At 63.1% G+C, this 24,869-nt stretch carries 25 protein-coding genes; 6 read left to right on the forward strand and 19 right to left on the reverse strand.

What is annotated here, in order from left to right; genetic code table 11:
* Positions 1 to 66: 66 nt before the first annotated feature.
* The 5 genes from infB to pip all read right to left on the reverse strand — a co-directional run bounded on the left by infB (position 67) and on the right by pip (position 6,542).
* Complete coding sequence (gene infB, locus PAA8504_RS04615) at positions 67 to 2,562, reverse strand: translation initiation factor IF-2 (protein WP_108892996.1); 2,496 nt, start codon at positions 2,560 to 2,562, stop codon at positions 67 to 69.
* Positions 2,562 to 3,194: an RNA-binding protein gene (locus tag PAA8504_RS04620; protein ID WP_108892997.1), complete on the reverse strand. Its 633-nt coding sequence runs from the start codon at positions 3,192 to 3,194 to the stop codon at positions 2,562 to 2,564. Before PAA8504_RS04620 ends, infB begins: the two co-directional genes overlap by 1 nt.
* The gene (gene nusA / locus PAA8504_RS04625) at positions 3,195 to 4,811 is read right to left on the reverse strand and encodes a transcription termination factor NusA (protein ID WP_108892998.1); all 1,617 of its coding nucleotides are present in this window, start codon (positions 4,809 to 4,811) and stop codon (positions 3,195 to 3,197) included.
* A gap of 6 nt (positions 4,812 to 4,817) precedes the next feature.
* A complete protein-coding gene (gene rimP, locus PAA8504_RS04630) occupies positions 4,818 to 5,414 on the reverse strand; it encodes a ribosome maturation factor RimP (RefSeq protein WP_108892999.1) in 597 nt (198 codons plus the stop codon).
* A 156-nt stretch (positions 5,415 to 5,570) separates the two neighbouring features.
* The gene (gene pip / locus PAA8504_RS04635) at positions 5,571 to 6,542 is read right to left on the reverse strand and encodes a prolyl aminopeptidase (RefSeq protein ID WP_108893000.1); all 972 of its coding nucleotides are present in this window, start codon (positions 6,540 to 6,542) and stop codon (positions 5,571 to 5,573) included.
* Positions 6,543 to 6,612: 70 nt separating this feature from the next.
* Between pip and ubiG the strand changes: the two genes are divergently transcribed.
* Entirely contained in the window at positions 6,613 to 7,344 is a 732-nt protein-coding gene (gene ubiG / locus PAA8504_RS04640; protein ID WP_245897517.1) for a bifunctional 2-polyprenyl-6-hydroxyphenol methylase/3-demethylubiquinol 3-O-methyltransferase UbiG, read from the forward strand.
* On the opposite strand, the gene PAA8504_RS04645 is transcribed toward ubiG, so the two are convergent.
* The 3 genes from PAA8504_RS04645 to PAA8504_RS04655 are packed head-to-tail and all read right to left on the reverse strand — an operon-like array spanning position 7,334 to position 9,167.
* Complete coding sequence (locus tag PAA8504_RS04645) at positions 7,334 to 8,155, reverse strand: carbon-nitrogen hydrolase family protein (RefSeq protein WP_108893002.1); 822 nt, start codon at positions 8,153 to 8,155, stop codon at positions 7,334 to 7,336. The two genes, ubiG and PAA8504_RS04645, sit on opposite strands and share 11 nt — an antisense overlap.
* Positions 8,152 to 8,406, reverse strand: a complete 255-nt coding sequence (gene grxC / locus PAA8504_RS04650) for a glutaredoxin 3 (RefSeq protein ID WP_108893003.1) — start codon at positions 8,404 to 8,406, stop codon at positions 8,152 to 8,154. The genes PAA8504_RS04645 and grxC overlap by 4 nt, the downstream gene beginning before the upstream one ends.
* A gap of 35 nt (positions 8,407 to 8,441) precedes the next feature.
* Positions 8,442 to 9,167 carry a ComF family protein gene (locus PAA8504_RS04655; RefSeq protein WP_108893004.1) on the reverse strand — a complete coding sequence of 242 codons (726 nt, stop codon included), beginning with the start codon at positions 9,165 to 9,167 and terminating at the stop codon, positions 8,442 to 8,444.
* Positions 9,168 to 9,186: 19 nt separating this feature from the next.
* Between PAA8504_RS04655 and PAA8504_RS04660 the strand changes: the two genes are divergently transcribed.
* Both PAA8504_RS04660 and hemH read left to right on the forward strand, forming a co-directional pair.
* Positions 9,187 to 10,035, forward strand: a complete 849-nt coding sequence (locus PAA8504_RS04660) for a methyltransferase domain-containing protein (protein WP_108893005.1) — start codon at positions 9,187 to 9,189, stop codon at positions 10,033 to 10,035.
* A gap of 57 nt (positions 10,036 to 10,092) precedes the next feature.
* Positions 10,093 to 11,178, forward strand: a complete 1,086-nt coding sequence (hemH, locus tag PAA8504_RS04665) for a ferrochelatase (RefSeq protein WP_245897518.1) — start codon at positions 10,093 to 10,095, stop codon at positions 11,176 to 11,178.
* Positions 11,179 to 11,241: 63 nt separating this feature from the next.
* On the opposite strand, the gene PAA8504_RS04670 is transcribed toward hemH, so the two are convergent.
* Together PAA8504_RS04670 and PAA8504_RS04675 are read right to left on the reverse strand one after the other, a co-directional pair.
* Positions 11,242 to 11,430: a hypothetical protein gene (locus PAA8504_RS04670; protein WP_108893006.1), complete on the reverse strand. Its 189-nt coding sequence runs from the start codon at positions 11,428 to 11,430 to the stop codon at positions 11,242 to 11,244.
* 149 nt (positions 11,431 to 11,579) lie between these two features.
* Positions 11,580 to 12,176, reverse strand: coding sequence for a L,D-transpeptidase (locus PAA8504_RS04675; protein WP_108893007.1), 597 nt, complete (start codon positions 12,174 to 12,176; stop codon positions 11,580 to 11,582).
* 160 nt (positions 12,177 to 12,336) lie between these two features.
* On the opposite strand from PAA8504_RS04675, the gene dalA reads away from it, so the two are divergent.
* Positions 12,337 to 12,915, forward strand: coding sequence for a divisome-associated lipoprotein DalA (gene dalA / locus PAA8504_RS04680; protein WP_181375689.1), 579 nt, complete (start codon positions 12,337 to 12,339; stop codon positions 12,913 to 12,915).
* Between the two features lie 4 nt (positions 12,916 to 12,919).
* On the opposite strand, the gene PAA8504_RS04685 is transcribed toward dalA, so the two are convergent.
* From PAA8504_RS04685 to hslO, 7 genes are all read right to left on the reverse strand, one after another.
* Positions 12,920 to 13,603 (reverse strand): L,D-transpeptidase family protein, encoded by a 684-nt coding sequence (locus tag PAA8504_RS04685; RefSeq protein ID WP_108893008.1) that lies wholly within the window; start codon positions 13,601 to 13,603, stop codon positions 12,920 to 12,922.
* A gap of 107 nt (positions 13,604 to 13,710) precedes the next feature.
* The gene (locus PAA8504_RS04690; protein ID WP_108893009.1) at positions 13,711 to 14,925 is read right to left on the reverse strand and encodes a class I SAM-dependent RNA methyltransferase; all 1,215 of its coding nucleotides are present in this window, start codon (positions 14,923 to 14,925) and stop codon (positions 13,711 to 13,713) included.
* A gap of 1 nt (position 14,926) precedes the next feature.
* Positions 14,927 to 16,765: an ABC transporter ATP-binding protein gene (locus PAA8504_RS04695; protein WP_108893010.1), complete on the reverse strand. Its 1,839-nt coding sequence runs from the start codon at positions 16,763 to 16,765 to the stop codon at positions 14,927 to 14,929.
* Entirely contained in the window at positions 16,762 to 18,603 is a 1,842-nt protein-coding gene (locus PAA8504_RS04700; protein ID WP_108893011.1) for an ABC transporter ATP-binding protein, read from the reverse strand. Before PAA8504_RS04700 ends, PAA8504_RS04695 begins: the two co-directional genes overlap by 4 nt.
* A gap of 64 nt (positions 18,604 to 18,667) precedes the next feature.
* The gene (locus PAA8504_RS04705) at positions 18,668 to 19,819 is read right to left on the reverse strand and encodes a CCA tRNA nucleotidyltransferase (RefSeq protein ID WP_370739680.1); all 1,152 of its coding nucleotides are present in this window, start codon (positions 19,817 to 19,819) and stop codon (positions 18,668 to 18,670) included.
* Positions 19,816 to 20,409, reverse strand: coding sequence for a CoA pyrophosphatase (locus PAA8504_RS04710; protein ID WP_245897519.1), 594 nt, complete (start codon positions 20,407 to 20,409; stop codon positions 19,816 to 19,818). The genes PAA8504_RS04705 and PAA8504_RS04710 overlap by 4 nt, the downstream gene beginning before the upstream one ends.
* Positions 20,402 to 21,403, reverse strand: coding sequence for an Hsp33 family molecular chaperone HslO (hslO, locus tag PAA8504_RS04715; protein ID WP_108893500.1), 1,002 nt, complete (start codon positions 21,401 to 21,403; stop codon positions 20,402 to 20,404). The genes PAA8504_RS04710 and hslO overlap by 8 nt, the downstream gene beginning before the upstream one ends.
* Positions 21,404 to 21,484: 81 nt before the next feature.
* On the opposite strand from hslO, the gene PAA8504_RS04720 reads away from it, so the two are divergent.
* Positions 21,485 to 21,922 carry an NUDIX domain-containing protein gene (locus tag PAA8504_RS04720; RefSeq protein ID WP_108893013.1) on the forward strand — a complete coding sequence of 146 codons (438 nt, stop codon included), beginning with the start codon at positions 21,485 to 21,487 and terminating at the stop codon, positions 21,920 to 21,922.
* On the opposite strand, the gene PAA8504_RS04725 is transcribed toward PAA8504_RS04720, so the two are convergent.
* Positions 21,913 to 23,181: a PP2C family protein-serine/threonine phosphatase gene (locus PAA8504_RS04725; protein ID WP_245897520.1), complete on the reverse strand. Its 1,269-nt coding sequence runs from the start codon at positions 23,179 to 23,181 to the stop codon at positions 21,913 to 21,915. The two genes, PAA8504_RS04720 and PAA8504_RS04725, sit on opposite strands and share 10 nt — an antisense overlap.
* Before the next feature lie 106 nt (positions 23,182 to 23,287).
* Here PAA8504_RS04725 and PAA8504_RS04730 point away from each other — a divergent pair, with 106 nt between their 5' ends.
* Entirely contained in the window at positions 23,288 to 23,611 is a 324-nt protein-coding gene (locus tag PAA8504_RS04730; protein WP_181375691.1) for an Hpt domain-containing protein, read from the forward strand.
* Here the strand turns inward: PAA8504_RS04730 and ilvA are convergent.
* The gene (gene ilvA / locus PAA8504_RS04735; protein ID WP_108893015.1) at positions 23,608 to 24,855 is read right to left on the reverse strand and encodes a threonine ammonia-lyase IlvA; all 1,248 of its coding nucleotides are present in this window, start codon (positions 24,853 to 24,855) and stop codon (positions 23,608 to 23,610) included. The two genes, PAA8504_RS04730 and ilvA, sit on opposite strands and share 4 nt — an antisense overlap.
* Positions 24,856 to 24,869: the final 14 nt, after the last annotated feature.

The following is a 24,869-nucleotide window of genomic DNA, read 5'->3' on the forward strand; positions in this document are numbered from 1 at the left end:
AAAAAGCCCGCCGGCCAATCGACCGACGGGCTTTTCGATACTGCCAGGTTAGGCGAGCGTCGCCCGTTACAGGCTGCGCTCGACCTCCTCGCGGGTGAAGATCTCGATGACATCGCCCGGGCGGATGTCGTCGTAATTCTCGAACGCCATACCGCATTCCTGACCCGAGATGACCTCGGACACTTCGTCCTTGAAGCGCTTCAGGGTCTTCAGCGTGCCTTCGTGGACCACGACATTGTCGCGAAGAAGACGAACACCAGCAGCCCGGCGTGCGACGCCTTCGGTCACCAGACAACCGGCAACATTGCCGACCTTGGTGACCTTGAAAACCTCTTTGATCTGGGCATAGCCGATGAAGGTTTCACGAACCTCGGCCGACAGAAGCCCCGAGGCCGCCGCTTTCACATCGTCCACGAGGTCGTAGATCACGCTGTAGTAGCGGATTTCGACGCCCTTCTGGTTCGCGGTCTGCCGTGCGGATGCATTGGCCCGCACGTTGAAGCCCATGATCGGAGCTCCGGATGCTTCCGCCAGACCGACATCGGTCTCGGTGATCGCGCCGACACCATAGTGCAGCACGCGCACGCGAACCTCGTCGTTGCCGATCTTCTCCATCGCCTGAACGATGGCCTCGGCCGAACCTTGCACGTCCGCCTTCACCAGGATCGGCAGCTCGGCGACATTCTCGTCCGCCTTCGCCTTGGCCATCATCTGCTCGAGCGTCGTCGCGGCGCCGGCAGCGGCGCGTTTGTCCTTGGCCGCTTTCTGGCGGTACTCGGCAATCTCGCGGGCCTGCGCCTCGGTCTCGACCACGTTGAGGACGTCGCCGGCCTCGGGCGTACCGTTGAGGCCCAACACTTCGACGGGCACGGAAGGGCCGGCCTCTTTCACGCGCTCACCCTTATCGTTCTCCATGGCGCGCACTTTGCCCCACTGCTCGCCGACGACAAAGATATCGCCCTGCTTCAGGGTGCCATGCTGGATCAGAACCGTAGCGACCGGACCACGGCCGACATCGAGCTTTGCCTCGATCACCGCACCTTGGGCGGCACGATCCGGGTTGGCCTTCAGATCGAGCAACTCGGATTGCAACGCGATGGATTCAAGCAGATCGTCAAGGCCCGCCCCGGTGGTCGCCGACACTTCCACGTCCTGCACTTCGCCGGACATTTTCTCGACAATAACCTCGTGCTGCAACAGATCGGTTCGAACCTTGTCGGGATTCGCTTCGGGCTTGTCGCACTTGTTGATCGCCACGATCATCGGGACCTTGGCGGCCTTGGCGTGATTGATCGCCTCGATCGTTTGCGGCATCACGGCGTCATCCGCTGCCACGACGAGAACAACGATGTCCGTCACTTGCGCGCCACGGGCCCGCATCGACGTAAAGGCAGCGTGGCCCGGCGTATCCAGGAAGGTCAGCGTCGTGCCGCTTTCCGACTGCACCTGATATGCGCCGATATGCTGCGTGATTCCACCGGCCTCGCCCTGGACGACACGTGCTTTCCGGATCGCGTCGAGGATCGACGTCTTGCCATGGTCCACGTGGCCCATGATCGTGATGATGGGCGCGCGGTCCTTCAACTCTTCCGGTCGGTCTTCGGTCTGCGTGATGACTTGCTCCACGTCCGAGTCGCTGACGCGCTGGACCTTGTGGCCGAACTCTTCGATGATCAGCTCGGCTGTGTCTTGATCGATGGTCTGCGTCTGCGTGACCATCATGCCGTTCTGCATCAGTGCTTTCACCACGTCGGCGACACGTTCGGACATGCGGTTGGCCAGCTCACTGACCACAATCGCCTCGGGCAATTGAACGGTGCGCGTGACCTTCTCACGATCTTGGTTTTGCCCCATCGCCTTGCGTCGGGCGCGTTCCTGCTGGCGCTTCATGGACGCCATGGACCGTTGCCGGCCGCCTTCGCCACCGGTCAGGGCCTGATTAACGGTCAGCTTGCCGGACCGGCGCTTATCGTCGCCACCTTTGGTGGGCTTCGCGGCGCGATCCCGATCGCGGGTGTCGCGGTCGGTACGGTTCGGCGCGGGCTTGGCTGCGCGCTGCGCCTTCGCCTCGGCTTCGGCGGGATCGACCGCGGGTGCGGCGGGTTCGGCCGCCTTCTCTTTCGCGGCCTGCTCCTCGCGCAGACGCTTGGCGTCCTCCTCGGCCTTGGCCTTGAGGGCTTCCTCACGCTCACGCTCTTCACGTTCCTTGGCCTCGATCTCGGCCTTCTTGCGCTCACGCTCTTCGGCGCGGGCTTTCTCTTCGGCCTCGCGGGCCGCAGCCTCTTCGGACTCGCGCGCCTTTGCGGCGGCAAGTGCTTTCATCCGACGCTCAAGCTCGGCATCCGAAATCCCGGCGGGACGCTTGCGTGGGTCCCCACCGACGGGCTTCGTGGTTCCGCCGCCTTCGGTCTTCGCAGTCGAGGGTTTCGGCGTGACCACGCGCTTGCGCTTGGTTTCGACCACGACGCTCTTGGTCCTCCCGTGGCTGAAGCTCTGCTTCACCTGTCCGGGACGATTTCCACCACGCACGCCGAGGGTCTTCTTGCCGTCGTTCTCACTCATCAGGTCTTCTTCACCTTTCCGGCGTCTTCGTCGCCAACTTCCCGCTTGCGAACGCCTGAAAGCCGCACGGCATCGTCCCTGAAATCCTCAGCGAGTCTGCCTGCGGCAAGCGCCGCATGTATCACACGTTCCCGACCGAAGGACAAACCCAATTCATCCGCGGTCAATATGTCGAAGAAGCTGCCACGCCCCCCAGGGCGATAGAGCTTCGACTTGCCTCTTTCGGACCCGTCGGAGGCCTGCAGGAGGATCCTGCATCTGTCCTTCTCGAGCCAGTCCTTCACCTTCTCGAACCCCGAGATGGCAGCGCCCGCCTTGCGGGCCATCGCCAGTCGGTCGGTCGCGCGCTTGGTCAGTTGCGCCTCGACTTGATCGACCAGATCGTCCGGCACCGAAACTTGCCTTTTCGCACCGCGCGAAAACGCCCGTTTGGCCACCGCCATCTCAAGCGCATCACGCTCGGCCGACACGTACATTCCCCGTCCCGGAAGCTTCGACGCGACATCGGGGAACACCATATCTTCGGGTCCCACGACGAACCGGATGAGCCCGCGCTTCGGGCTCACCTCACCTGTGACCAGGCATTTGCGCTCGGGTTCGTCCGGCGCTGGCTTCGGCTTGCCGCGGCTCACTTAGGCGGTCGCCTCCTCATCGGTTTCTTCCGCGTCGTCTTCTTCCTCGGCGGCCAGGTCCTCGGGGTCCACCCAGCCAAGCTGGATGCGCGCCGTCATGACCATCGCCTGCGCCTCTTCGAGGTCGACTCCGAAATTCTCCAGAAGACCGTCGTCCTTCACGCGCTGTCCGTCGACTGTCGTCCAGCCGCCGGCAAGCTCCCAATCGGCGCAGGTGGCGAAATCCTCCAGCGTTTTCACGCCATCTTCCGCCAGTGCTTCGATCATTTGGGGCGTAAGCCCTTCGAATTCAACCAGGCTGTCCTCGACACCCAGCTCGCGGGCGTGATCGAGGGCCTTCTTGTTCTGCGCTTCGATATAGTCGCGGGCACGAGCCTGAAGCTCTTCGGCGGTGTCATCGTCCACGCCGTCGATCACCGTCAGCTCGTCCAGCTCGACGTAAGCCACCTCGTCGAGGTTGGTGAATCCTTCGGCGACCAGAAGCTGGGCAAAGAACTCGTCCAGATCCAGCGTGTCGACGAACAGCTGCGTGCGCTCCTCGAATTCCTTCTGGCGGCGCGCGCTTTCCTCTTCTTCGGTCATGATGTCGATATCCAGACCGGTAAGCTGGGACGCCAGACGTACGTTCTGACCGCGGCGGCCGATGGCCAGGCTCAACTGCTCCTCGGGGACCACGACCTCGATCCGCTCGGCATCCTCGTCCAAGACGACCTTCGTCACCTCGGCCGGCTGCAGCGCGTTCACCAGGAAGGTCGGCATGTCCTCATTCCACGGGATGATGTCGATCTTCTCGCCCTGAAGCTCGTTCACGACGGCCTGAACGCGGCTGCCGCGCATGCCGACGCAGGCCCCCACGGGGTCGATCGAGCTGTCATACGAGATCACGCCGATCTTCGCACGGCTACCGGGGTCGCGGGCAACCGCCTTGATCTCGATGACGCCCTCGTAGATCTCGGGCACTTCCATCTTGAACAGTTCGGCCATGAACTCGGGTGCGGTGCGGCTAAGGAAAATCTGCGGTCCACGCGGTTCGCGGCGGACGTCCTTGATATAGACGCGGATACGGTCGCCGGTCCGGTAGCTTTCGCGGCCGATCTTCTCGTTGCGGCGCAAGACGCCCTCGCCAGGGTTCAAGTCGACGATGACGTTGCCGTATTCCTCGCGCTTGACGGCAACGTTGATGATCGTGCCGATCCGGTCCTTGAATTCCTCGAACTGCTTGTCCCGCTCGGCCTCGCGGACCTTCTGCAGAATGACCTGTTTGGCGGACTGGGCGGCGATCCGCCCCATCTCGACCGGCGGAACCTCTTCCACGTAGGTCTGGCCGATCTGCGGATCCGCCATGTATTGCTTCGCTGTCTCGACCGTCATCTCGGCCTGATAGTTCTCCAGTTCCTCGTCCTCGACCACGGTGCGCACACGGGTGAAGGTCGCGCGGCCGGTCTTGCGGTCGATGGATACGCGAATGTCCATTTCCGAGCCATAGCGCGACTTGGCGGCCCGGGCGAGGCTCTCTTCCATGGCTTCGACCACCAGACCGGGGTCGATCTGCTTCTCGCGCGCGACGGCCTCGGCGGTCTGGAGAAGCTCAAGCTGGTTGGCAGAGGTGATGGCCATGTGGCTCTAGTCCTTCTGGTCGGGAAGACGCGCATCGTCTTCACTGTCGATGATGGTTTGCACTTCGTCGAACTGGGTCTCGTCGATCTCGCCCTTGTCCTTGCGGCTTTTCAGAACGTCCCGGATCAGGTCGTCGGTCAACACCAGCTTGGCGTCCGACAGCCAGTCGAATTGCAGCCCGATGGTGCCTTCCTCGATCTCAACAAGCACTTCCGAGCCTTCGACGCCGGCCAGCACGCCCTTGAAGCGGCGGCGACCGTCGATCATCTCGGTCGTCTCGATCTTGGCGACATAGCCCTCCCACATCTCGAAATCCTTGAGACGGGTCAGCGGACGGTCGATCCCGGGAGACGAGACTTCCAGATTGTAGGCATCCTCCAACGGGTCCTCGACGTCCAGATGCGCCGACACCGCGGTCGAAATGATCGCACAGTCATCCACTTCGATCCCGCCTTCCGGACGGTCGGCCATGATCTGCACGGTGGGCGTCTTGCCGCCTTGATAGCGGACGCGCACCAGCTCGAAACCCAGATCCTCGATCACGGGCGTCACCACCTCGGCGAGGCGGCGGTCGATGCTGGCCTTGGCAATCAGGTCCGACATGTCTGAAACGGGACTCCTACTAGATACGTTCGTATTCCGGCACAAAAAAACGGGCCCGCGGCCCGTTCGAAAGCGTCCGGTGGGCTTCGGGTTTGGACCCCGATGCGCCGCTGTTGAAGGGCACATAATCCAACGCGCCGGGGAATGCAAGATGGGCTATTCCCGCTTCAAACGATCCATCTCGCGCACCAGTGCTGCGCTGATCCCGGGCTCGCTCAGCGCGTGACCCGCATGGGGAACGAAGATCAGCTTCGAGCGGTCCCACGCCTTGTGCAGGGCATGCGCCGATACCGGCGGGCAGATCATGTCGTACCGGCCCTGCACGATGGTGCCGGGAACGTCCTTCAGCTTCTCGATCTCGCCCAGGATCTGTCCGTCGTAGTCAAGGAAGCCCTGGTGCGTGAAATAATGGTTTTCCAGGCGGGCGAAGGCTCGGGCATAATCGGCCGGGCTTTCCCCGGACGGACCGTCATTGTCGATCGACGCCAGCGTGTTCTCCCACGCGGCCCATGCGCGGGCGAACCGCACCTCGGTCATCATCTCGCCCGAGAACAGGCGTTTGTGATAGGCCGCGACCAGATTGTCCCGCTCGTCCTCCGGGACGAGGTTGGTGAAGCGCTGCCAAAGGTCGGGCCAGAACCGCCCGGCCCCGCCGGCATAAAACCAGTCAAGCTCGGCCTGCGTCATCAGGAACACGCCGCGCAGCATCAGGTGCCGGACCCGCGTCGGATGCGCTTCGCCGTAGATCAGGGCCAGCGTGGCCCCCCAGGATCCGCCGAACACGATCCAGTCCTCGATCCCCAGAGTCTTCCGGATCAGCTCGATATCCGCGACCAGGTGCCAGGTGGTATTGTCTTGGACGCTCGCATGTGGGCGCGACCGGCCACAGCCGCGCTGGTCGAACAGCACGATCCGATAATGCTCGGGGTCGAAGTACCGGCGCATCGACGGAGAGCATCCACCGCCCGGACCGCCATGCAGCACCACGACGGGAACACCTTCGGGGTTGCCACATTGCTCGACATACACCGAATGCCCGTCGCCCACCGCCAGCATTCGCTGGTCGAACGGGTCGATCCGGGGATAGAGATACGCCGCCGCGCTCTTTTGCCCTGCCGCCTTGTCCATACACCGCCTATATAGCCCCGAAGCCGCCCCTGCGAGGGGTGTATCAGCCAAAATGACGGAAAGGTCGCCCATGTCCTCTATCGACCAAACCGAGATCGACAAATTCAGCGCCATGGCAGCCGAGTGGTGGGATCCCACCGGCAAGTTCAAACCCCTGCACGAGATGAACCCCTGCCGTCTGGACTACATCACCCGCCAGATCGCCGCGCAGTTCGGCCGCGACCTGAAGACCGACCGTCCGTTCGAAGGTCTGAGCCTTTTGGACGTGGGTTGTGGCGGCGGCCTGCTGGCCGAGCCGATGACACGACTTGGCGCCCGTGTGACCGGCATCGACGCGGCCGAGCGGAATATCCCCGTTGCACAGACTCACGCCGCCGAGCAGGGCCTAGACATCGAATACCGGGCGGCCACGGCCGAAACGCTTGCGGACGAAGGCGCGGCGTTCGACGGCGTGCTTGCCATGGAAATCGTCGAGCACGTCGCGGATCCGGCCGAGTTCATAGCCACATGCGATCGGCTGACGAAGCCCGGCGGGCTTTTGATCTGTTCGACACTGAACCGCACCACGAAAAGTTTTGCGCTGGCCATCGTCGGGGCCGAATGGGTTCTGGGCTGGCTGCCCCGGGGGACGCATGACTGGAACCGGTTCATAACGCCGGACGAGTTGCGCCAGATGATCGATTCCACCGACCTGACCTGTGTCGACAGGACCGGGATGGTCTTCAACCCCGTGGCGTGGCGATGGTCGCTGTCGGACCGGGATCTGTCGGTGAACTACGTCACCGGGTCCGTCAAATCGTAAAAGGCCGATCGGCTGTCAGACTGGGGACGCGTCGCCGCGCCGTGTCCACCTGATCGAGGTCGAGATCAAGAACCACGACGCCCGGCTCCTCTCCCATATCCAGCAGGACTTCGCCCCAGGGTCCGACCACCATGCTGTGACCATATGTCTTGCGGGGACGACCAGCCTGCGCCTCGTGCTGGCCCGATTGCGCGGGGGCAAGGACGAAGCAGCCGGTCTCGATCGCACGGGCGCGCAGCAACGGCTCCCAATGGGCGGCACCAGTGACGGGGGAAAAAGCGGACGGGATGGTCAAGATCTGCGCACCGTTCTGGGCAAGCAGCCGGTAGAGGTGGGGAAACCGGACGTCATAGCAGACTGTTATTCCGACGCCGACATCCCCGATCCTCGTGACAACCGCAGTCTCGCCGGGTCTGTAGCCCGCGGATTCGCGGTAACTCTCGGTCTCGGACACCTCGACGTCGAACATGTGGATCTTGTCGTAACGCGCGACAATCTGACCATCCGGACTCACGAGGAACGAGCGGTTGGCGAACCGCTCCTCCTCTGTCTTCACCGCGAGAGAGCCGATGAGGACGTGAACCCCAAGCTCGGCCGCGGCCTGCTGCAAGGCGGCCAGGGTGGGATCTTCAGCCTCCGGGCGCAGGACGGTCTTCTGATGGGCCCGGTCGGCTGAAACGCAATTCGTGACCTCCGGCGTCACAATCAGAGCCGCCCCCTGCCCTGCCGCATCGCGCACATGGTTCAGCGTAACAGGCAGGTTCGCAGCGGGATCGTCCGAGGATCGAAGCTGAAGAAGCCCCACCCTCATCCAAGCATCGGATCAAGTTTTCCCTCGCGATCGAGCTTCGCGAGGTCGTCGTATCCACCGACATGGGCGCCATCGATGAAAATCTGCGGGACGGTGCGGCGCCCGCTTGCACGCTCCATCATCTTTTCGCGCAGGCCCGGATCGGATGACACATCCGTCTCGATGAACGCGGCGTCCTTGGATTTCAGAAGGCGCTTGGCGGCATGGCAGTACCCGCAAAGCGGCGTAGTATAGATTTCTACGTTCGACATGATATCCTCGAGTGTTCTGACGTCTTGCCCCCGATCTAGGCGTCCTTCACCACCCGTGCCAGTGTCACGACGCGAACGTCTGCCGCCCGCGCCGAAAGACACGCGTCCGCGCAGGCCGACAGGGTCGCGCCGGACGTCATGACATCGTCGATCAGAACCACGTTCCGGCCCTGCATCACAGCACCGTGGACAGGGTCGGCCGAAATAGCGCCTGACATCGTTTCGAACCGGTCCGCAAGCGTCGTCCTCTCTTGCTTCGGGGTGCGGCGGATGCGGCGAAGGGCCATGGGCGCCACTTCTGCACCGGCGATCCGACCAACCTCGCGCGCCAGAAGCGCAGCCTGATTGTATCGTCTTGCGATTAGACGCGTCCAGTGAAGCGGAACCGGCACCAGCAACGGGTCGACCGGCATCACCCCCTCGGCCGCGCGGGCCATCCATTGGGCGGCAGGGCGGACAAGATCCAGACGGTCCCCATGCTTCAGACGCAAAACCATTTGCCGCGCCGCACCCGCATAGATCATAGCTGATCGGCCTTTGGTCCACGGGCGAACGATGGACAAGCAATCGTCGCAACGCAGCCCGTCCTCGGCGTTTTCGCCGGGCAACGGCACCCCGCATAACCCGCACAGGCACCCGTCCAGAAACCGCGCCTCGACCCAGCATGCACCACACAGGCCGCCCGTCGTGTCGACTTCGGCCTCGCACAGCGAACAGCTTGGCGGGTAGATCACGCCAAGCGCGGTTTGCAACAGTCCCATCCGATCTTACCTTCCTGCCATGACCGCCGATCCACCCAAGCTGACCGACCGCCCCGCCCTTCTGCGCCGACGCGACCGCACGACGCGGTCCGGCCTGTTCCTGCACGAGATCGCCGCCGATCAGGTGAAGGAAAGACTGGAAATGGTTAAACGATCGTTCACGGACGTGGCGGTCGTGACCGGGCAGCCTGAATTCTGGTCAAGTCAGTTTCCCGGTGCGACCATGATCGCCGATACCCCGACCCTCGACGCAGAACCTGCATCGTTCGACCTGGTGATCCACGCCCTTGCCCTGCACTGGGCCGACGATCCGATCGGCCAGATGGTGCAATCACGCCGTACTCTGCGACCCGATGGCCTGTTCCTGTCAGCCAGCTTCGGCGGTCAGACCTTGTCGGAACTGCGCCTTTCCCTGTCCGAGGCCGAAGCCAACGTGCGTGGTGGATTGTCGCCCCGCGTCGCCCCCATGATCGACCTGCGCGACGCAGGTGGCCTTCTGCAACGCGCCGGTCTGTCCCTGCCAGTGGCGGATACCGAGCGTTTGACCGTGTCCTACGCCGACGCTTTTGCCCTGATGCGCGAACTTCGCGGGATGGGTGAGGCGAATGCCTTGGCATCAAGGGACAGGCGGTTCGCGCCCCGTCGGATGTTTGACACGGCCGCGCGCATTTACCGCGACAAATTCCCCGCGGCTGACGACCCCGCGCGGATCCGGGCGACGTTCGAGCTTATGCACCTTTCGGGATGGGCCCCGGACGACAGCCAACCCAAGCCGCTGCGCCCGGGGTCGGCCAAGTCGCGGTTGGCCGATGCATTGCGAACGGACGAACACAGCCTGCGCGACGATTCGCAGCAGCGCGGAGATTGACCCCCCAAGGCAATTCTATATGCCGACCGGAAGCCCAGGACCCTGAGGACGAAAGACATGCTGGACGGTAAAGCGACCGACAAACCGATGTTCACCGCCGCCGACGCGGAACGTCCCGAACATGCTCGACAGGACCACCCGAAGGTGCCGCCCGCCCGGATCGGCGTGCTGCTGGCCAATCTGGGAACACCTGACGGATACGATTACTGGTCGATGCGACGGTACCTGAGCGAGTTCCTGTCGGACAAGCGCGTCATCGACTATTCGCCCCTTATCTGGCAGCCGCTGTTGCAGGGCGTGATCCTGTCGAAGCGGCCATTCTCGTCCGGGGCGGCCTACAAGTCGATCTGGAACGAGGATGCAGGCGAGAGCCCGTTGATGACGATCACCAAGTCTCAGACGGTGAAGTTGCGCGAGGCGTTGAACCAGCGGTTCGGCGATGACGTGCGGGTCGAGTTCTGCATGCGGTACGGCAATCCGTCGACGATGTCGAAGGTGGACCAGATGATCCGGGAGGGGTGCCAGAAGATCCTGTTCTTCCCGCTCTACCCCCAATATGCCGGGGCGACCACGGCCACCGCGAACGACCAGTTCTTCCGCGCCCTGATGAAGGCCAAATGGCAGCCGGCGTCCCGCACCGTGCCCCCCTATTTCGACCGCACTACATACATCGACGCACTGGCAAGGTCCGTCGAACGCAGCTACGGCGCGCTCGACACCAAGCCCGACATGCTGGTGTGCTCCTATCACGGGGTGCCACAGCGATATCTGATGGAGGGCGATCCGTACCATTGTCAGTGCCAGAAAACGACACGCCTGCTGAAGGAGCGGCTGGGCTGGGACGACACCCAGATCAAAACCACATTCCAGAGCCGTTTCGGCCCCGAGGAATGGCTGCAGCCCTATACCGTCGAGGAAGTGGCACGCCTGGCCGAGCGCGGGATCAAAAATATCGCCGTGTGCGCCCCGGCATTCTCGTCCGATTGCATCGAGACGCTGGAAGAGATCAACGAGGAAATCAGGGAGAGCTTCGAGGAAGCCGGCGGCGAGAAGTTCACCTACATCCCGTGCCTCAATGACGACGACGCGCATATCGCGGCGCTGGAAGAGGTCATCGTGGAAAACCTGTCGGGCTGGATCTGAAAACAGGCACAAAAAAAGGCGACCGCTGAGCGATCGCCTTTTCGAAGTTCAATGCGTGTCGGATCAGTCCGAAGCGGCAACCGCGGCCACGACGGCCAGCAGCAGCAGCGGGATCACGATGCCAGCCGAGGACGACGAGGATTCTTCCACGACGACGGCGGGCTCCATCACGGGCTCAACCACGACCATGCCGCCGGCATACGCACCGGTGGCAGCAACGGAGAGAGCGGCAGCAAGAGCGAGTTTCTTCATGTCATTACTCCAGTTTAGCCTGGTGCCTAGAATTTAACGAGGCGGCAGCAGGCACCTAAAGACTGTACCTCGACCGTGGTATAAGCACCAATAGTTACATCACGCAAATGCCACTGCCGCGTGATTGGTTCCACCGCCGCCTGAATCTGTCAAATGAGCAACACCTGCGTGCCGTTCGAGGTCATCGAATACAGTTCGGCAATATGCTCATTATAAAGGCCGATGCAGCCGTTGGACGATCGACGCCCGATCTTGCGGGTGTCTTGCGTTCCGTGGATGCGATAATACTGCCAACTCAGATACAATGCATGCGTTCCAAGCGGATTGTCCGGGCCGGGACCGATAAAGTCCGGCCATTCTGGGTTGCGCTGCTTCATCTCGGGTGTCGGCGCCCAGCTTGGCCCCTCGACCTTGCGAATCACTTCGGTCCGGCCCCGGCGCGTCAGGTCGTCGGTCTGAGGCACAGATGTCGGGTACAGCTTGTACACGCTCTCGTCCTCGCTCCAGTAATGGAGGGCGCGCGAAGAGATGTCGCAAAGAATCGCACCGCCCGTCAACGTGTCGAAATAGGGCTGCCAGTCCAGGGTTCGGAAGCTGGAGGCATTGCGCCTCGTGTTGTCCGAGACGGGGGCGCGAAATTCCGTGGACCCGTTCTGCTGCGCGATCGCCGGGGCGGCCAGAAATGAAGCCGCGCCCGCGGCCACAAAGGAACGCCGGCTCAGGCCGAACTTGTGTTTCGTCGTCATTGTGATCTGCCTCTGGGAAATGCTCGTTTCCTACGGCCTTAAAGTATCGTGAACCGGGACACGCCGCAAATCACGCAGGCGTCAATCCGCTGACCCTAGATTGAACACGAGGGCGACAGAAGTTAGAGGCATTCGCTGATCCGACCCGGAGTGAACACCAATGACGCCCATCCGCTTGATCGCCGCCGCGGCGCTTGTGATGACCGCAACGGCCTGCGCTGCGCCGCCTCCGCCGGTTCAGCTGGGGCCCGACGGGCGCCCGCTTCCACAGCTTTACCGCATCGACCCGATCGAACGCGATCGCGTCCAGATTCGGTTCCTGGATGGAATGAACGCCATCCGGCAGGCAGCCGGAGCCCCGCCCGTGGCACTGAATTCCGAGCTTACGGCGGCCGCAGCCACCCATTCCCGGGACATGAGCGTGCAGAACCGACCATGGCACTTCGGGTCTGATGGATCGTCGCCTGTGGATCGGGTGCGTCGCGTGGGCTATACAGGCCGCCTTCTGGGCGAGAACATTTCCGAGACCTACGAGACCGAGCTTGAGACGCTTGCCGCCTGGATGGAAACACCCGAGACACGGGACATCGTCACGGACCCCCGTGCGCGTGACCTCGGTTTCGATTGGTACCAGGAAGAGAACGGCAAGATCTGGTGGACCATGGTCACCGGAACCCGAGACGCCGCCGCGATCCGAACGACAGAAGGCGTGGCCGTCGCGCCTCCCGCGGGGCGCTGACGCCCTACTGAGCCGCGGCCGGGGCGGGCGTGCCGTCGGGGCTGGGCTCGACAATCGCCCCGGGCGCCGGGACAGCGGGGGTTGCCTGCATCAAAACTGGGCCGGGCATTGGCACGGCGGGCGCCATCAGGGCCTGTTGTCTGGCCTGCAAGGCTTCTGCCTGTTCCCGGGTCATGTCGGCTTCGGCCGGGTAGATGCTGATCGGCGTCCCGTTCTTCACCATGGCATATATCTTCTCGACCTCGCGGTCGGTCACCGCGATGCAGCCCCACGTCCAGTCGTCTGGGGCATCCTTGCGATAAGTCGGCCCGCGCCCGTGGATGAAGATATCGCCCCCCGGCGGTTTGCCCAGCCGCTTGGCTTCGGCAATGTCGTCCGCGTTGGGATAGCTGACGCCGATCGACAGGTGAAAGCGGCTGTTGGGATTGCGCTTGTCGATCAGGTAATGCCCTTCGGGCGTGCGACCGTCGCCTTCGATCTTCTTGTCGCCAGTGGGTGCAAACCCAAGTCCGATGTCGTAATCCTCAAGCACCTTCGTCCCGTTCAGAAGATACATCTTCCTTTCTTCCTTGAAGACCAATACCCGCGTGACCTCAGGCCCGTCATAGGTCAGAAATTTGCTTGTCGGGCCGCAAGCGCTCAGCCCCAGAAGGAAGACGACGATCAGGATCGCGCGCGATAGCGTCATTGAAATGCTCTGCTTGCCTACGGGGTTTTCTTTCCCTGTATCGCCATTTCCATACCGTCGAAAGCCGCGCCACGCCCCTCACGTTCCTGCGAGGCGGTTTGTTGCCGTCAAGCCCGGTGGAACGCGGCCGCAAGCTCTACATGCGTGGACCAGCGAAACTGGTCGATCACCCGGATCCATTCCAGCGCATAGCCCCCCTCGATCAGGATCGCCGCATCCCGGGCAAAGCTTATGGGGTTACAGGACACCGCGGCGATGTGCGGCACGCGCGACTGGGCCAGTTCGCGGCACTGCGCTTCGGCCCCCGCACGGGGCGGGTCAATGATGGCGGCATCAAAGCGATCCAGCTCGGACGCTATCAGAGGATCGCGAAAAAGATCCCGCGTCTCTGCCGTCAGGGGACGATGGCCCTTCGCCTTTCGCCATGCAGTTTGCAGGGCTTCGGTCATCGCGGCGTCGCCTTCGACCGCGTGCAAGTCGCAGCGGCGGGACACGGGCAGGGCAAAAGTTCCGCACCCGGCGAACAGATCGACGACGCGGCGAGCATCACCCAGCGCGCGGGACACGCACGCCAGAAGCGCAGCCTCGGCATGGGCCGTGGCTTGGACGAACGCACCGGGGGGCGGCGTCATGGGAACGCCGGCCAGCGACAGGTACGGCGCGCGGTCGGTCAGCACCGGCTCTCCGGCGACGGACAGGCGGGCGAACCCGGCTTTCCCCGCCAGCGCAACCAAGTCCGTCAGAATGCTGCGATCGGGCGAGGCGCACCCGGTGACTGCGACATCCAGGCCCGCGGGTCCGTCGATGACCTGGATCGAGAGGTCCGATTTCGCCTTGGCCAACCGGGCGGTCATTGTCTCAAGCGCCGGGAGGGCATCGAGGATGCGCGGCGTGACCACGCGACATTGGTCCACCGCGGTAACGTCGGTCGAGCGGCGAGTGTGAAAGCCGACGATGACATCCCCCTTGGTGCGCCGCCCGGTGAAGACGGCTCGGCGCCGGGATCTCGGAGAAGACGTTGCGATGCCCACCACGGGTGCAGGGAGGTCGCGGGCTGCCATGGCTTGCTTCACGACGTCTATCTTCCACCGGCCGACGAACGGATCGGCCGCGTGCATCAGGGAACACCCGCCGCACCGATCGTAATGAGGACAATCCGGCGCCACGCGGGCGTCTGACCGCTCCACGATCACCGGCGCCTCCATGCGATCGCCCGTCACACCGCCTTCCACCACTTCCCCCGGCAGGGCGCGTGGCACGAAGACGGGACCCGGCGCAATTCCGTCGCCCTTGTGTCCGAGGCGTTCGACCGTCAGGCGCATTCTATTCTGCGGCCTCGTCATAGCGCATGAACCCGCCCGACTGGCGCTTCCAATATCGGGCGTAAATGCCGTCCTTGCGCAGAAGATCGGGATGGGTGCCTTCCTCGACGATGCGGCCCTCTTCCAGAACGATGATCCGGTCCATGTTCGCCAGGGTGGACAAGCGGTGCGCGATGGCCAGAACGGTCTTGCCCTCCATCACCCGGTCGAGCGCCTCCTGGATCGCCGCCTCGACCTCGGAATCCAGGGCCGAGGTCGCCTCGTCCAAGACGAGGATCGGCGCGTCCTTCAGAATGGCCCGCGCAAGGGCGATGCGCTGACGCTGACCGCCCGACAGCTTCACGCCGCGCTCGCCCAGATGCGCGTCATACCCGCTTCGCCCCTTGTGATCCTTCATCTTCAGGATGAACTCGTGCGCTTCCGCCTGTTTCGCAGCCTCGATCATCTCGTCCTCGGTCGCGTCGGGGCGCCCGTACAGGATATTCTCGCGGGCCGAGCGATTGAACATCGCGGTCTCCTGCGTGACCATACCGATCCGCTGGCGCAGCGTCTCCTGCGCGACCTCGCGGACATCCTTGCCAGCCACGCTGATCCGCCCGCCCTCGGTGTCGTAGAGCCGTAGAAGAAGCGCGACCATCGTGGACTTGCCTGCACCGCTGGCGCCCACGACGCCCAGCTTTTCTCCTTCATGCAGGGTTACGCTGACATCGCGCAGACCACCCTCCTGGCGGCCGTAGGTGAATGTCACGTCCTCGAACTTCACCTCGGACCCGGCGGGCAAGGCATCCGCATAGGCGGGATCGGTCAGCTGGTGCGGCGGGGTCAGAGTGTTCATCCCATCCTCGACCTCGCCCACGTTGGAATACATCGCCATCAGGGTGAAACTGACCCAACCGGTCATCTGCGCGATCCGGATCGAGATCGCACCGGCCGCCGCGATGTCCCCCGGCGTCGCCGCGCCACGGGACCACAGCCACAGTGTGCCGCCGATCAGCAGGACCGGCAGGATCCCCGCCAGCGTCATCAGCGTGAAGCGGAACCCGGCGCTGAGGATCCCGAAATCGACGACCTTGGTGCGGAACGTCGCGATGGAATCCAGCGCGGCGCGATCTTCGTGATCGTCATGGGCGAACAGCTTGACTGTCTTGATGTTGGTGATCGTGTCGACAACCTGGCCCGACACCATCGCCCGGCTGGCCGCCCGCGCCTTCGACCGGGTGCGGATCCGCGGCATGAACCAGCGAATGGTTAGAAGATAGCCAGCCAGCCAGACGAACAGCCCGACCGCCATCCAGATATTGATGGTTCCGACCAGCAGCGCGGCGCCCACCAGCGAGGCCAGCGCGAAGCAGACCACGTTGATGAACTCCGACGCGACATCGGTGATCGCGCGGGCCGTCTGCATCTGCTTTTGCGCGATGCGCCCGGCGAAATCGTTGTCGAAGAACGTCACTGCCTGGCCCAGCGTCCACCGGTGCAGGCGCATCAGCACCATCGGGTTCACATTCGGCGATACCATGATCGAGTTCGACGCCGACGACAGTCCGAACATGATCGGGCGGAAGATCAGAAAAAAGGCCAGCGTGCCGATCAACAGCGTCGCATTCTCGCGGAAATAGTCGGCAACCGACGCGGTGCCGGCAGCCGAGTCGACCACGCTGCCGAGAAGAAGCGCCGTGAACACCTCGGCCGTGCCGGCAATGGCCGAGAACAGTCCGGCCAGCGCCATCCACCCCCACGCCCCCGACAGGGCCCAGACGAAGAACTTGCCCAGACTCCGCGGCGGGGGTCCATCCGCAGGACGGAAGGCGTCGATCAGGTTCGCGATGCGCCACATCATTCAGCGGCCTCCAGTTCGAGAAATCCACCCGATTGCCGGGCCCAGAGGCGCGCGTAGAGGCCCCCGGCGGCAATCAGGTCGTCATGCGCGCCCTCTTCGACGATCCGGCCGTCGTCCAGAACGACAATCCGGTCCATCCGGGCGATGGTCGAAAGGCGGTGCGCGATGGCGATGACGGTCTTGCCTTCCATCACCTTGTACAGAGTTTCCTGGATCGCCGACTCGACCTCGGAATCAAGGGCCGACGTCGCCTCGTCCAGGACGAGGATCGGCGCGTTCTTCAGGATCGCACGGGCCAGCGTGATGCGCTGGCGCTGCCCGCCGGAAAGTTTCACGCCACGCTCGCCCACATGCGCGTCATAGCCGGTCCGACCTTCGCCGTCATGCAATCCGGGGATGAACTCATGCGCCTCGGCGCGGCGCGCGGCCTCGACCATCTGCTCTTCGGTCGCAGACGGGTCGCCATACAGGATATTGTCCCGGACCGAGCGATGCAGCAGAGAGCTGTCCTGGCTGACCATCGCGATATGGCGGCGCAGGCTGTCCTGGGTGACGGTCGCGATGTCCTGCCCGTCGATCAGGATGCGCCCGCCTTCGGCGTCGTAGAAACGCAGAAGAAGCTTCACCAGCGTGGACTTCCCCGCGCCCGAGCGTCCGACAAGTCCGACCTTCTCGCCCGGTCGAACGGTCAGGTTCAGTGCATCAAGCCCGCCTCGCGCTTTGCCGTAGTGATGGCTGAGACCCTCGATCCGGATCTCGCCCTTTTCCAAGTTCAGGTCCCCCGCACCCGGCGTGTCACGCAGCGCAATGGGCTGGGCGATGGTCTGCATCCCTTCGGCTACCACGCCGAGGTTGCGGAAGAACGAGCTGACAGCCCACATGATCCAGCCGGTCATCCCGCCAAGCCGTATGACCAACGCGGTCGCGGTCGCCACCACGCCGACGGTTGCCGACCCCGCATACCAAAGCGCAATGGCCCAACCAACGACACCAACGGTCAGCACCCCGTTCAGAATAGTCAGGGCGATGTCCATCAGGGTGTAGAGGCGCATCTCTTCCTGGAACTTGATGCGGGCATTTTCGATCGCCTCGCGCCCGTACTCCATTTCGCGGTCGTGATGTGCGAACAGCTTAACCGAATGAATATTGGTGTAGCTGTCGACGACCCGACCGGTGACAAAGCTACGCGCGTCCGAAGCCGCTTGGCTGGCTGGTCCGATGCGCACGATCACCCACCGGATCAGAACGCCGTAGAGCACACCCCACACCAGAAGCGGCAGGACCAACCTGGGATCGGCGTCCGACAGCAGAAGCGCCGCGCCTACGATATAGGCGACGGCATAGGTCATCGCGTCGAAGACCTGGAACGCGGCCTCGCCGGCCGCGGGGGGGGTCTGCATGATCCGGTTGGCGATCCGCCCGGCAAAGTCCCCCTCGAACCACCCGACGGACTGGCGCATGACATGGCTGTGCGCGCGCCACCGGAACAACGTGCCGTAGTTGGGAATGATCGCGTTGTTCAACAGCAGGACGTTCAGCGCCTGGATCGCCGGACGGACCAGAAGGATGCCCAGCGCGACGACGACAAGTTCGACCCCGTAATCCGAAAGAACCGCCTCGGGGTTCCCATCGGACAGGATGTTCACAACCCGGCCCATATAAGCGATCAGCAGGATTTCGATCACCGCGACCACGACCGAGGTCGCACCGGCCAACGCGAACACCCGCTTGAACGGATGCGACCACGACAACAGGAACGGCCAGAGACGGTGCGGCGGGGTATCCGTCACCTCATGCCGGGCATAAGGATCCACAAGGTTTTCGAAGAACCGGAACATCGTGGCCTTTCGGGCTAACCTCCCTCAGATAGGGACCGGCGACCGAAAGGAAAACCTTGCACGATCACCCCTTGAGGAGCGTCTCTCGGTCCAGCGTGAAGCCCGAGTCGATCCACCGCCGCTGAAGCTCGTCCAGCTTGCGGCCGATGGCAGGCCCTTCAAGCTTCCCGGCCAGATCGGCGCCTCGCACGGGAAAGACGGCCCCTGCCCCGGTATCCAACCGCGCATTCAGATCGGCAGGCAAAGGCGCCGAGAACACGGCGGCCCGTAGAAGGACGATATCCTGGCCTTGCTCGCGTCCGTATCGCCAGGCGGTTTCCTCAAGACCACCCTCCGAGCCGAGACCCTCGCGCAAGGTCTCCAGCCCTTTGAACTGCCTTTTGGACAGGCGCAGTCGATCGCTCACATCCTCGCCACCCAAAGCGGCAAGACGGCGGATCGGATCAGGCTCGGCACCGATCAGATCCTCAAGATGGACAAGGGGGGCAAGCGCAGCGGGATCGGCGCCAGGAAGGACGCGCATCAGGATCCCGCTTTGCTGCATGGCACCGATGGCGGGGGCGGGATCCCGCGCGCCCAGCAGCTTAAGCGTTTCCTGCCCGATGCGCTCGGCCGACAATCCTGCAAGCCCTTCGGCTCCTTCGGCGCAGGCGGCCAGCGCCTCAGCGTCGATGCCGGCATCGGGGTCGCCATACCAAGCGTGAAACCTGAAATACCGCAGGATGCGAAGGTAATCCTCGCGGATGCGGGTGCCGGGATCGCCGACAAAACGCACGCGACGGGCGTGAAGGTCGGGCAGCCCGCCTAGCGGGTCGACAACGGTCCCATCGGCTTCGGCATAGAGGGCGTTCATCGTGAAATCCCGACGTGCCGCATCCTCGGCCACGTCGTCGGAGAAGGTGACCACCGCATGTCGCCCGTCAGTTTCGACATCCTTGCGGAACGTCGTCACCTCCAAAGGATGTCCGTTCGCGACGACGGTGACAGTGCCGTGATCAACGCCAGTCGGAACCGGTTTGAACCCCACCGCGTCGGCCAAGCCCATGACCGTCTGCGGCAACGCGTCCGTCGCGATATCGATGTCGAGGACCGGTGCCCCCAACACCGCGTTCCTCACGCACCCGCCCACGAACAGGGACCGGAACCCGGATGCCGCAATGGCACCCATCAGGGCCTGTGCCCCTTCGTGCCGACGCCAGTCGCCGTCGACCTTCAATCTTGCCATGTCATTCGCTCGGCCAGGCCCCGCAAAATTCGCGCTGTCGCCCCCCAAATGTAGTACGGCCCGAACGGAACGGCATAGTAATGTCGCCTCTGCCCGCGCCAAACCCGCGATTGCACAGTGAAATTACCGGGGTCCGCGACGAAGGACAGTGGGACCTCGAAAATTTCGGACACCTCGCCGATCTCGGGGCGCAATGGGGGATCGCCTGAGACCAGCGCCAGAACCGGGGTGATCGTGAACCCCGTCACCGTTTCATGGGTGGGAAGGTGACCCAGAACCTCGACCGCATCCGTCGGCAAGGCAGTTTCCTCCCAAGCCTCGCGCAGGGCCGCGGCGGTGGCGTCGGCGTCCGTGGGATCGATCTTGCCGCCCGGGAACGCAATCTGACCGGGATGCTGGCTTAGATGCGAGGCCCGCTTGGTCAGGATCATCCGCCCGTCGTGCCGAACGGGAACAAGAACCCCGGCGCCCCGAAGCGACCGCTGCGACGGGGGCACGGCGCTGCGGTTCAGATCGAAATCGGACGACGGCCCGGTCGGTCGAGACAGGGCCGTCGTCAATCTTTCGCGAAGCTCACTCACCCTCGCCGGGCGCCTTTTCGGCCTCGAAGCCAAGCGTCTTTGGGTCGAACTCGTAATGCGCACCGCAGAACTGGCAATCGGCCGTAACGATCCCCTCATCCGTGGTCATATGGGCGATGTCGCGCTGCGAATAGATTGACAGGGACTCGCGCACACGATCCGCCGAGCATGTACACCCGAAGCGCACGGGCTGCGCGTCGAAGACACGCGGCGCTTCCTCGTGGAACAGGCGCACCAGAAGCTCGGTCGGCTGAACGTGGGGCCCGATCAGCTCAGTCTCCTCCACGGTGTCGAGCAGCGTGTTCGCGCGGTTCCAGTTCTCGGCCTCTTCCCCGTCCAGGATATCGTCCGGCGTCATCAGCCCGGTGGTCCCGCTTGCCTCGGTATCGGCCCTCAGTGGCGATGCTTCCGGCATGTGCTGAAGCATGACCCCCCCGGCCCGCCAATGAGGCGACCGCCCCGGCTCCTGCGTCTGACCGAAGGTCACCGCAAATCGCGTGGGCAGCTGTTCGGACTGTGCGAAGTAGGTTTCAGCACAGGTCGACAACGATCCGCCGGCAATCGGAGTGATCCCCGAGTACGGCTTCATCCCGTCGCCCTGATCCAGAAGGATCGCGAAGTATCCCTTGCCGATCTGCGAAAACGGAGTGACCTCCGGTTCCAGTCGTTCGGCGTCGTAACTGGCATAGGCTCGGATCTGCGCCGGGCTGCCATCCTCGCCGGGGGCATAGTAATCGGTCGCGATCAGGCGCACGGGACCGTCGCCACGCACCTGAAGCGAAAGCTTCCAGCGGAGCTTGATGGTCTGCCCGATCAGGGCCGTCAGCGCGACGGCCTCGGCGACGAGGGATTCGATCTCTTTGGGATAGTCATGCTGCGACAGCACGTTACCCAAGACCCCGTCGAGCCGCGCGACACGGCCGCGGATGTCGGATCGGTCAAGTTGAAATGGCAGGACGGTGTCGTCCCAGGCGATGGTCTGTCCCAGGGTCATGGCTTCCTCGGATGGGCGGAATTTGGCATACCGCGTGCATATAAGCTGCATGACGCGTCCTTGAACCCCGGAGCTTGCGCAATGATCCCCATCGGAGAACGACCGGTCCGCGGTATAAGGTACACACTGCGCCCCGGAGTCTACGCGATCCTGGTATCCGGTGGCAGGATCCTGACGACATACCAGGTGGCGCCGCGGCCGGAACTGCAATTGCCGGGTGGCGGGATCGACCCCGGGGAGTCGCCGTTGCGAGCGCTTCACCGCGAAGTCCTCGAAGAAACGGGATACCGGATTTCCGGGCCGCGACGGCTCGGCGCGCATCGCCGGTTCGTGTACATGCCTGAATACGAGATGTACGCCGAAAAGCTGTGTCACGTTTACCTGGCGCGACCGACATTGCGGGTTGGCCCACCGGCAGAGCCTGATCACGAAGCCGCCTGGATGGACATCGCGCAGGCCCGGGAAAGCCTGGCCATAGACGGGGACAGGCAGTTCCTGGAACGGCTGTTCTACAGTTGACGCTCGATCAGGACGGCTGAAACGTCGTCGGAAAAATCGTCGTCGTCGATCCTTTGCCGCAGCGTACCCTCGATCACAGCGAGGAGGTTCTCGCCCCTGACGTCGAAATTATTCGAGATGAGCGCATTCAGCCCGTCGTCGTCCAGCAAATCCCCGGACCTGTCAGGGCATTCCGTGATTCCGTCCGAACAGATCAACAGACGATCACCGGGGTCGATCATGACCTCGGATTTCTCGTATTCCACGCCATCTATCAAACCGATGGGCGGGCCGCCCGACCCGATAAAACGCGTATCCCCGTTTTTCGTCTGAAGCAGCGGATGTGGGTGCCCGGCCTGGCAGAACACGAACCTGCCGGTTATCAGATCAAGCTCACCGATCACCATGGTGAAATAGTGCCCCGTATCGTGATCGGTCAGGAATCTTTCGTTCATCTGTCGACAGACGTAGTCGGGGGAATGCATGCGTATCGTATCCCCCTCCCAGTAAAGGGAAGCGTTTCGGTCTGGCGATCCCCCGGACAGCCATGAGGACAGGCGGGCGGTGATCAAGGCGGCCGCGATACCGTGACCAGAGACATCGAGGGAGAATAGCCCCATCTTGTCTTTCGCAATTGGGAAGGTCCCGACCAGGTCACCACCGACGTGGCCCGAAGGTTGTAGCAGGAAGGAAATGTCCCAAGCATCCGACCGCACGGCTGTCTTGGGGGCAAGCGACATCTGCAGACGCCGCGCCTCGGCAAGGTCCTTATCTAGGCGCACGTTGATCGCGCGCATCTGTTCCAGGGTCCGGGTAATCAGGCGATTCTTGTCGCGCAGTTCCCGGCTCATCCTCAAAAGCCGTTCACCGGCGGAAATCCGGGCCGACAGTTCCTCCCCGGACAGGGGTTTGGCGAGAAAATCGTCGGCGCCCGAGCGTAGCGCCTCGGCCAGATCCTCTTTCGCGGATTTGGACGTGAGGATGATGAAATAGATATAATCGTCGGTGAATGTCTGACGGATCTCCGCGCAGAGTTCGAGGCCGCTGGTCCCGGGCATGATCCAGTCGCTGATGACGATGTCCGGCAGTTCGCTTCGACAGGCCTCGATCGCTTCGGCCGCGCTTCCCGCTTCGGCCAGATCGTAGCCTTGCCCGCCGAGTGCGGTCATCAGGATACGCCGCTGCAATCGGGAATCGTCGACGATCAGAAGACGCAGGTTCCTGGCAAGCGCCTCGGCCTCGTCGACAGAGACGAGGGTATCTGGATCGATTGCCTTCAAGGTTACTCTTGCTCCGTTTTAAACAAGATAGACTGACGCCCTTTAATGCCAGGTTAAGAAACGGCCTAACCCATTCTTAACCCGCGCGCCCTATCGCAAGGACATGATGATTTCACTTCTGGACATGACCCACCTGGCAGAGATGCGGGAGATCTTCGGGACGGAAGGTCTTCTGGAACTCCTCGACCTGTTTGAGGAGGAGTCGTCCGGCCCTGTCGATGCGCTTCCTCAACAAGTGCCTGACCAGCTTGCCGATCAGCTTCACGGGCTTCGTGGCAGCGCCGAAAACCTGGGGTTCTCCAGGCTGGCCGTGATCTGCAAGCAGAGCGAAAACGCGGCGCGCGACAACCTGCCCGTCGATCTTCAATCCGTAACCTTGGCCTACGCCGACTCGTGCCGGGAACTCCGCTCGATGCTGTCGGGCGGCTAGATCAGAAGCTCGGCCAGAAGCTGGTCGTTGGTAATATCACGATAGGTGAACTCCGCCGCATCCAAGCGGGCGAACAGTGCCGCGAAATTTTCTTCGGCCACGGTCTCGATCCCGATCAGGACGGACCCGAAATTCCGCGCTGACTTCTTGAGGTACTCGAACCGCGCGATGTCATCGTCGGGGCCAAGCAAGTCCAGGAAATCCCTCAACGCGCCGGGTCGCTGCGGCATCCTCAGGATCAGATACTTTTTGACACCGGAGTAGCGTTGTGCCCGTTCCTTGACCTCTGGAAGGCGCTCGAAATCGAAGTTGCCGCCAGAGGTCACGCAAACCACCCGCTTGCCGCGAATATCAGCTGCCAGCGTTGGCAGAACGTCAAGGGACAGTGCACCCGCAGGTTCAAGCACGATCCCCTCTACGTTCAACATCTCGAGGATAGTCGCGCAAACCCGGTCCTCTGGTACCAACAAGACGCGATCCGGTGGCACGTCCTTGAGAACCTCCCACGTGGACTGCCCAATCCGCGCAACGGACGCGCCATCGACGAACGAATCAACCCACGGCAACGTAACCGGTTCACCCGCCTTTAGCGCCCCCGAAAGGCTTGCACCCCCCTTCGGTTCGACCAGCATGAGGGGCACGCCGGGGGCGTTCTCCTCCAGATAGCGTTTCACGCCGGACGACAGCCCCCCGCCACCGACAGGAAGGACCACGAGATCGGGAACACCCGGCAACTCCGCCATCATTTCGACGGCGACCGAGGCCTGTCCTTCGATCACATCCGGATCATCGAACGGGGCTAGAAAATGCCCGCCTTCCGCCGCGCAGAATTCTTTCGCGACCTGCAAAGTCTCGTCGAAATAGTCACCGATCAGCCGGATTTCGACATGGACGCCGCCGAAGGCCCGGGTCTTGTCGACCTTTTGCCGGGGTGTCGTGACCGGCATGAAGATCACCCCGTTCACCCCGAAATGCGCGCAGTTGAACGCCACGCCTTGCGCGTGATTGCCCGCACTGGCGGCAACGAACAGGGTCTGGTCGGGATCGGTATCCCTGACCTTGCGCATCGCGTTGAACGCGCCGCGGATCTTGTAGGACCGAACGGGCGACAGATCCTCGCGCTTGAGCCAGATGTCGGCCCCGTATTTCTGGCTGAGATAGGCATTCTGCTGCAAGGGCGTTGCGGGAAACAGGTCGCGCAGACGCTCGGTCAGATTGCGGGCCGCATCGGTAAATTCGCTCATGTCACAGCAGATGA

This window comes from Palleronia abyssalis, from assembly GCF_900302445.1.
In the GTDB taxonomy this organism is placed as follows: Bacteria; Pseudomonadota; Alphaproteobacteria; order Rhodobacterales; family Rhodobacteraceae; genus Palleronia; species Palleronia abyssalis.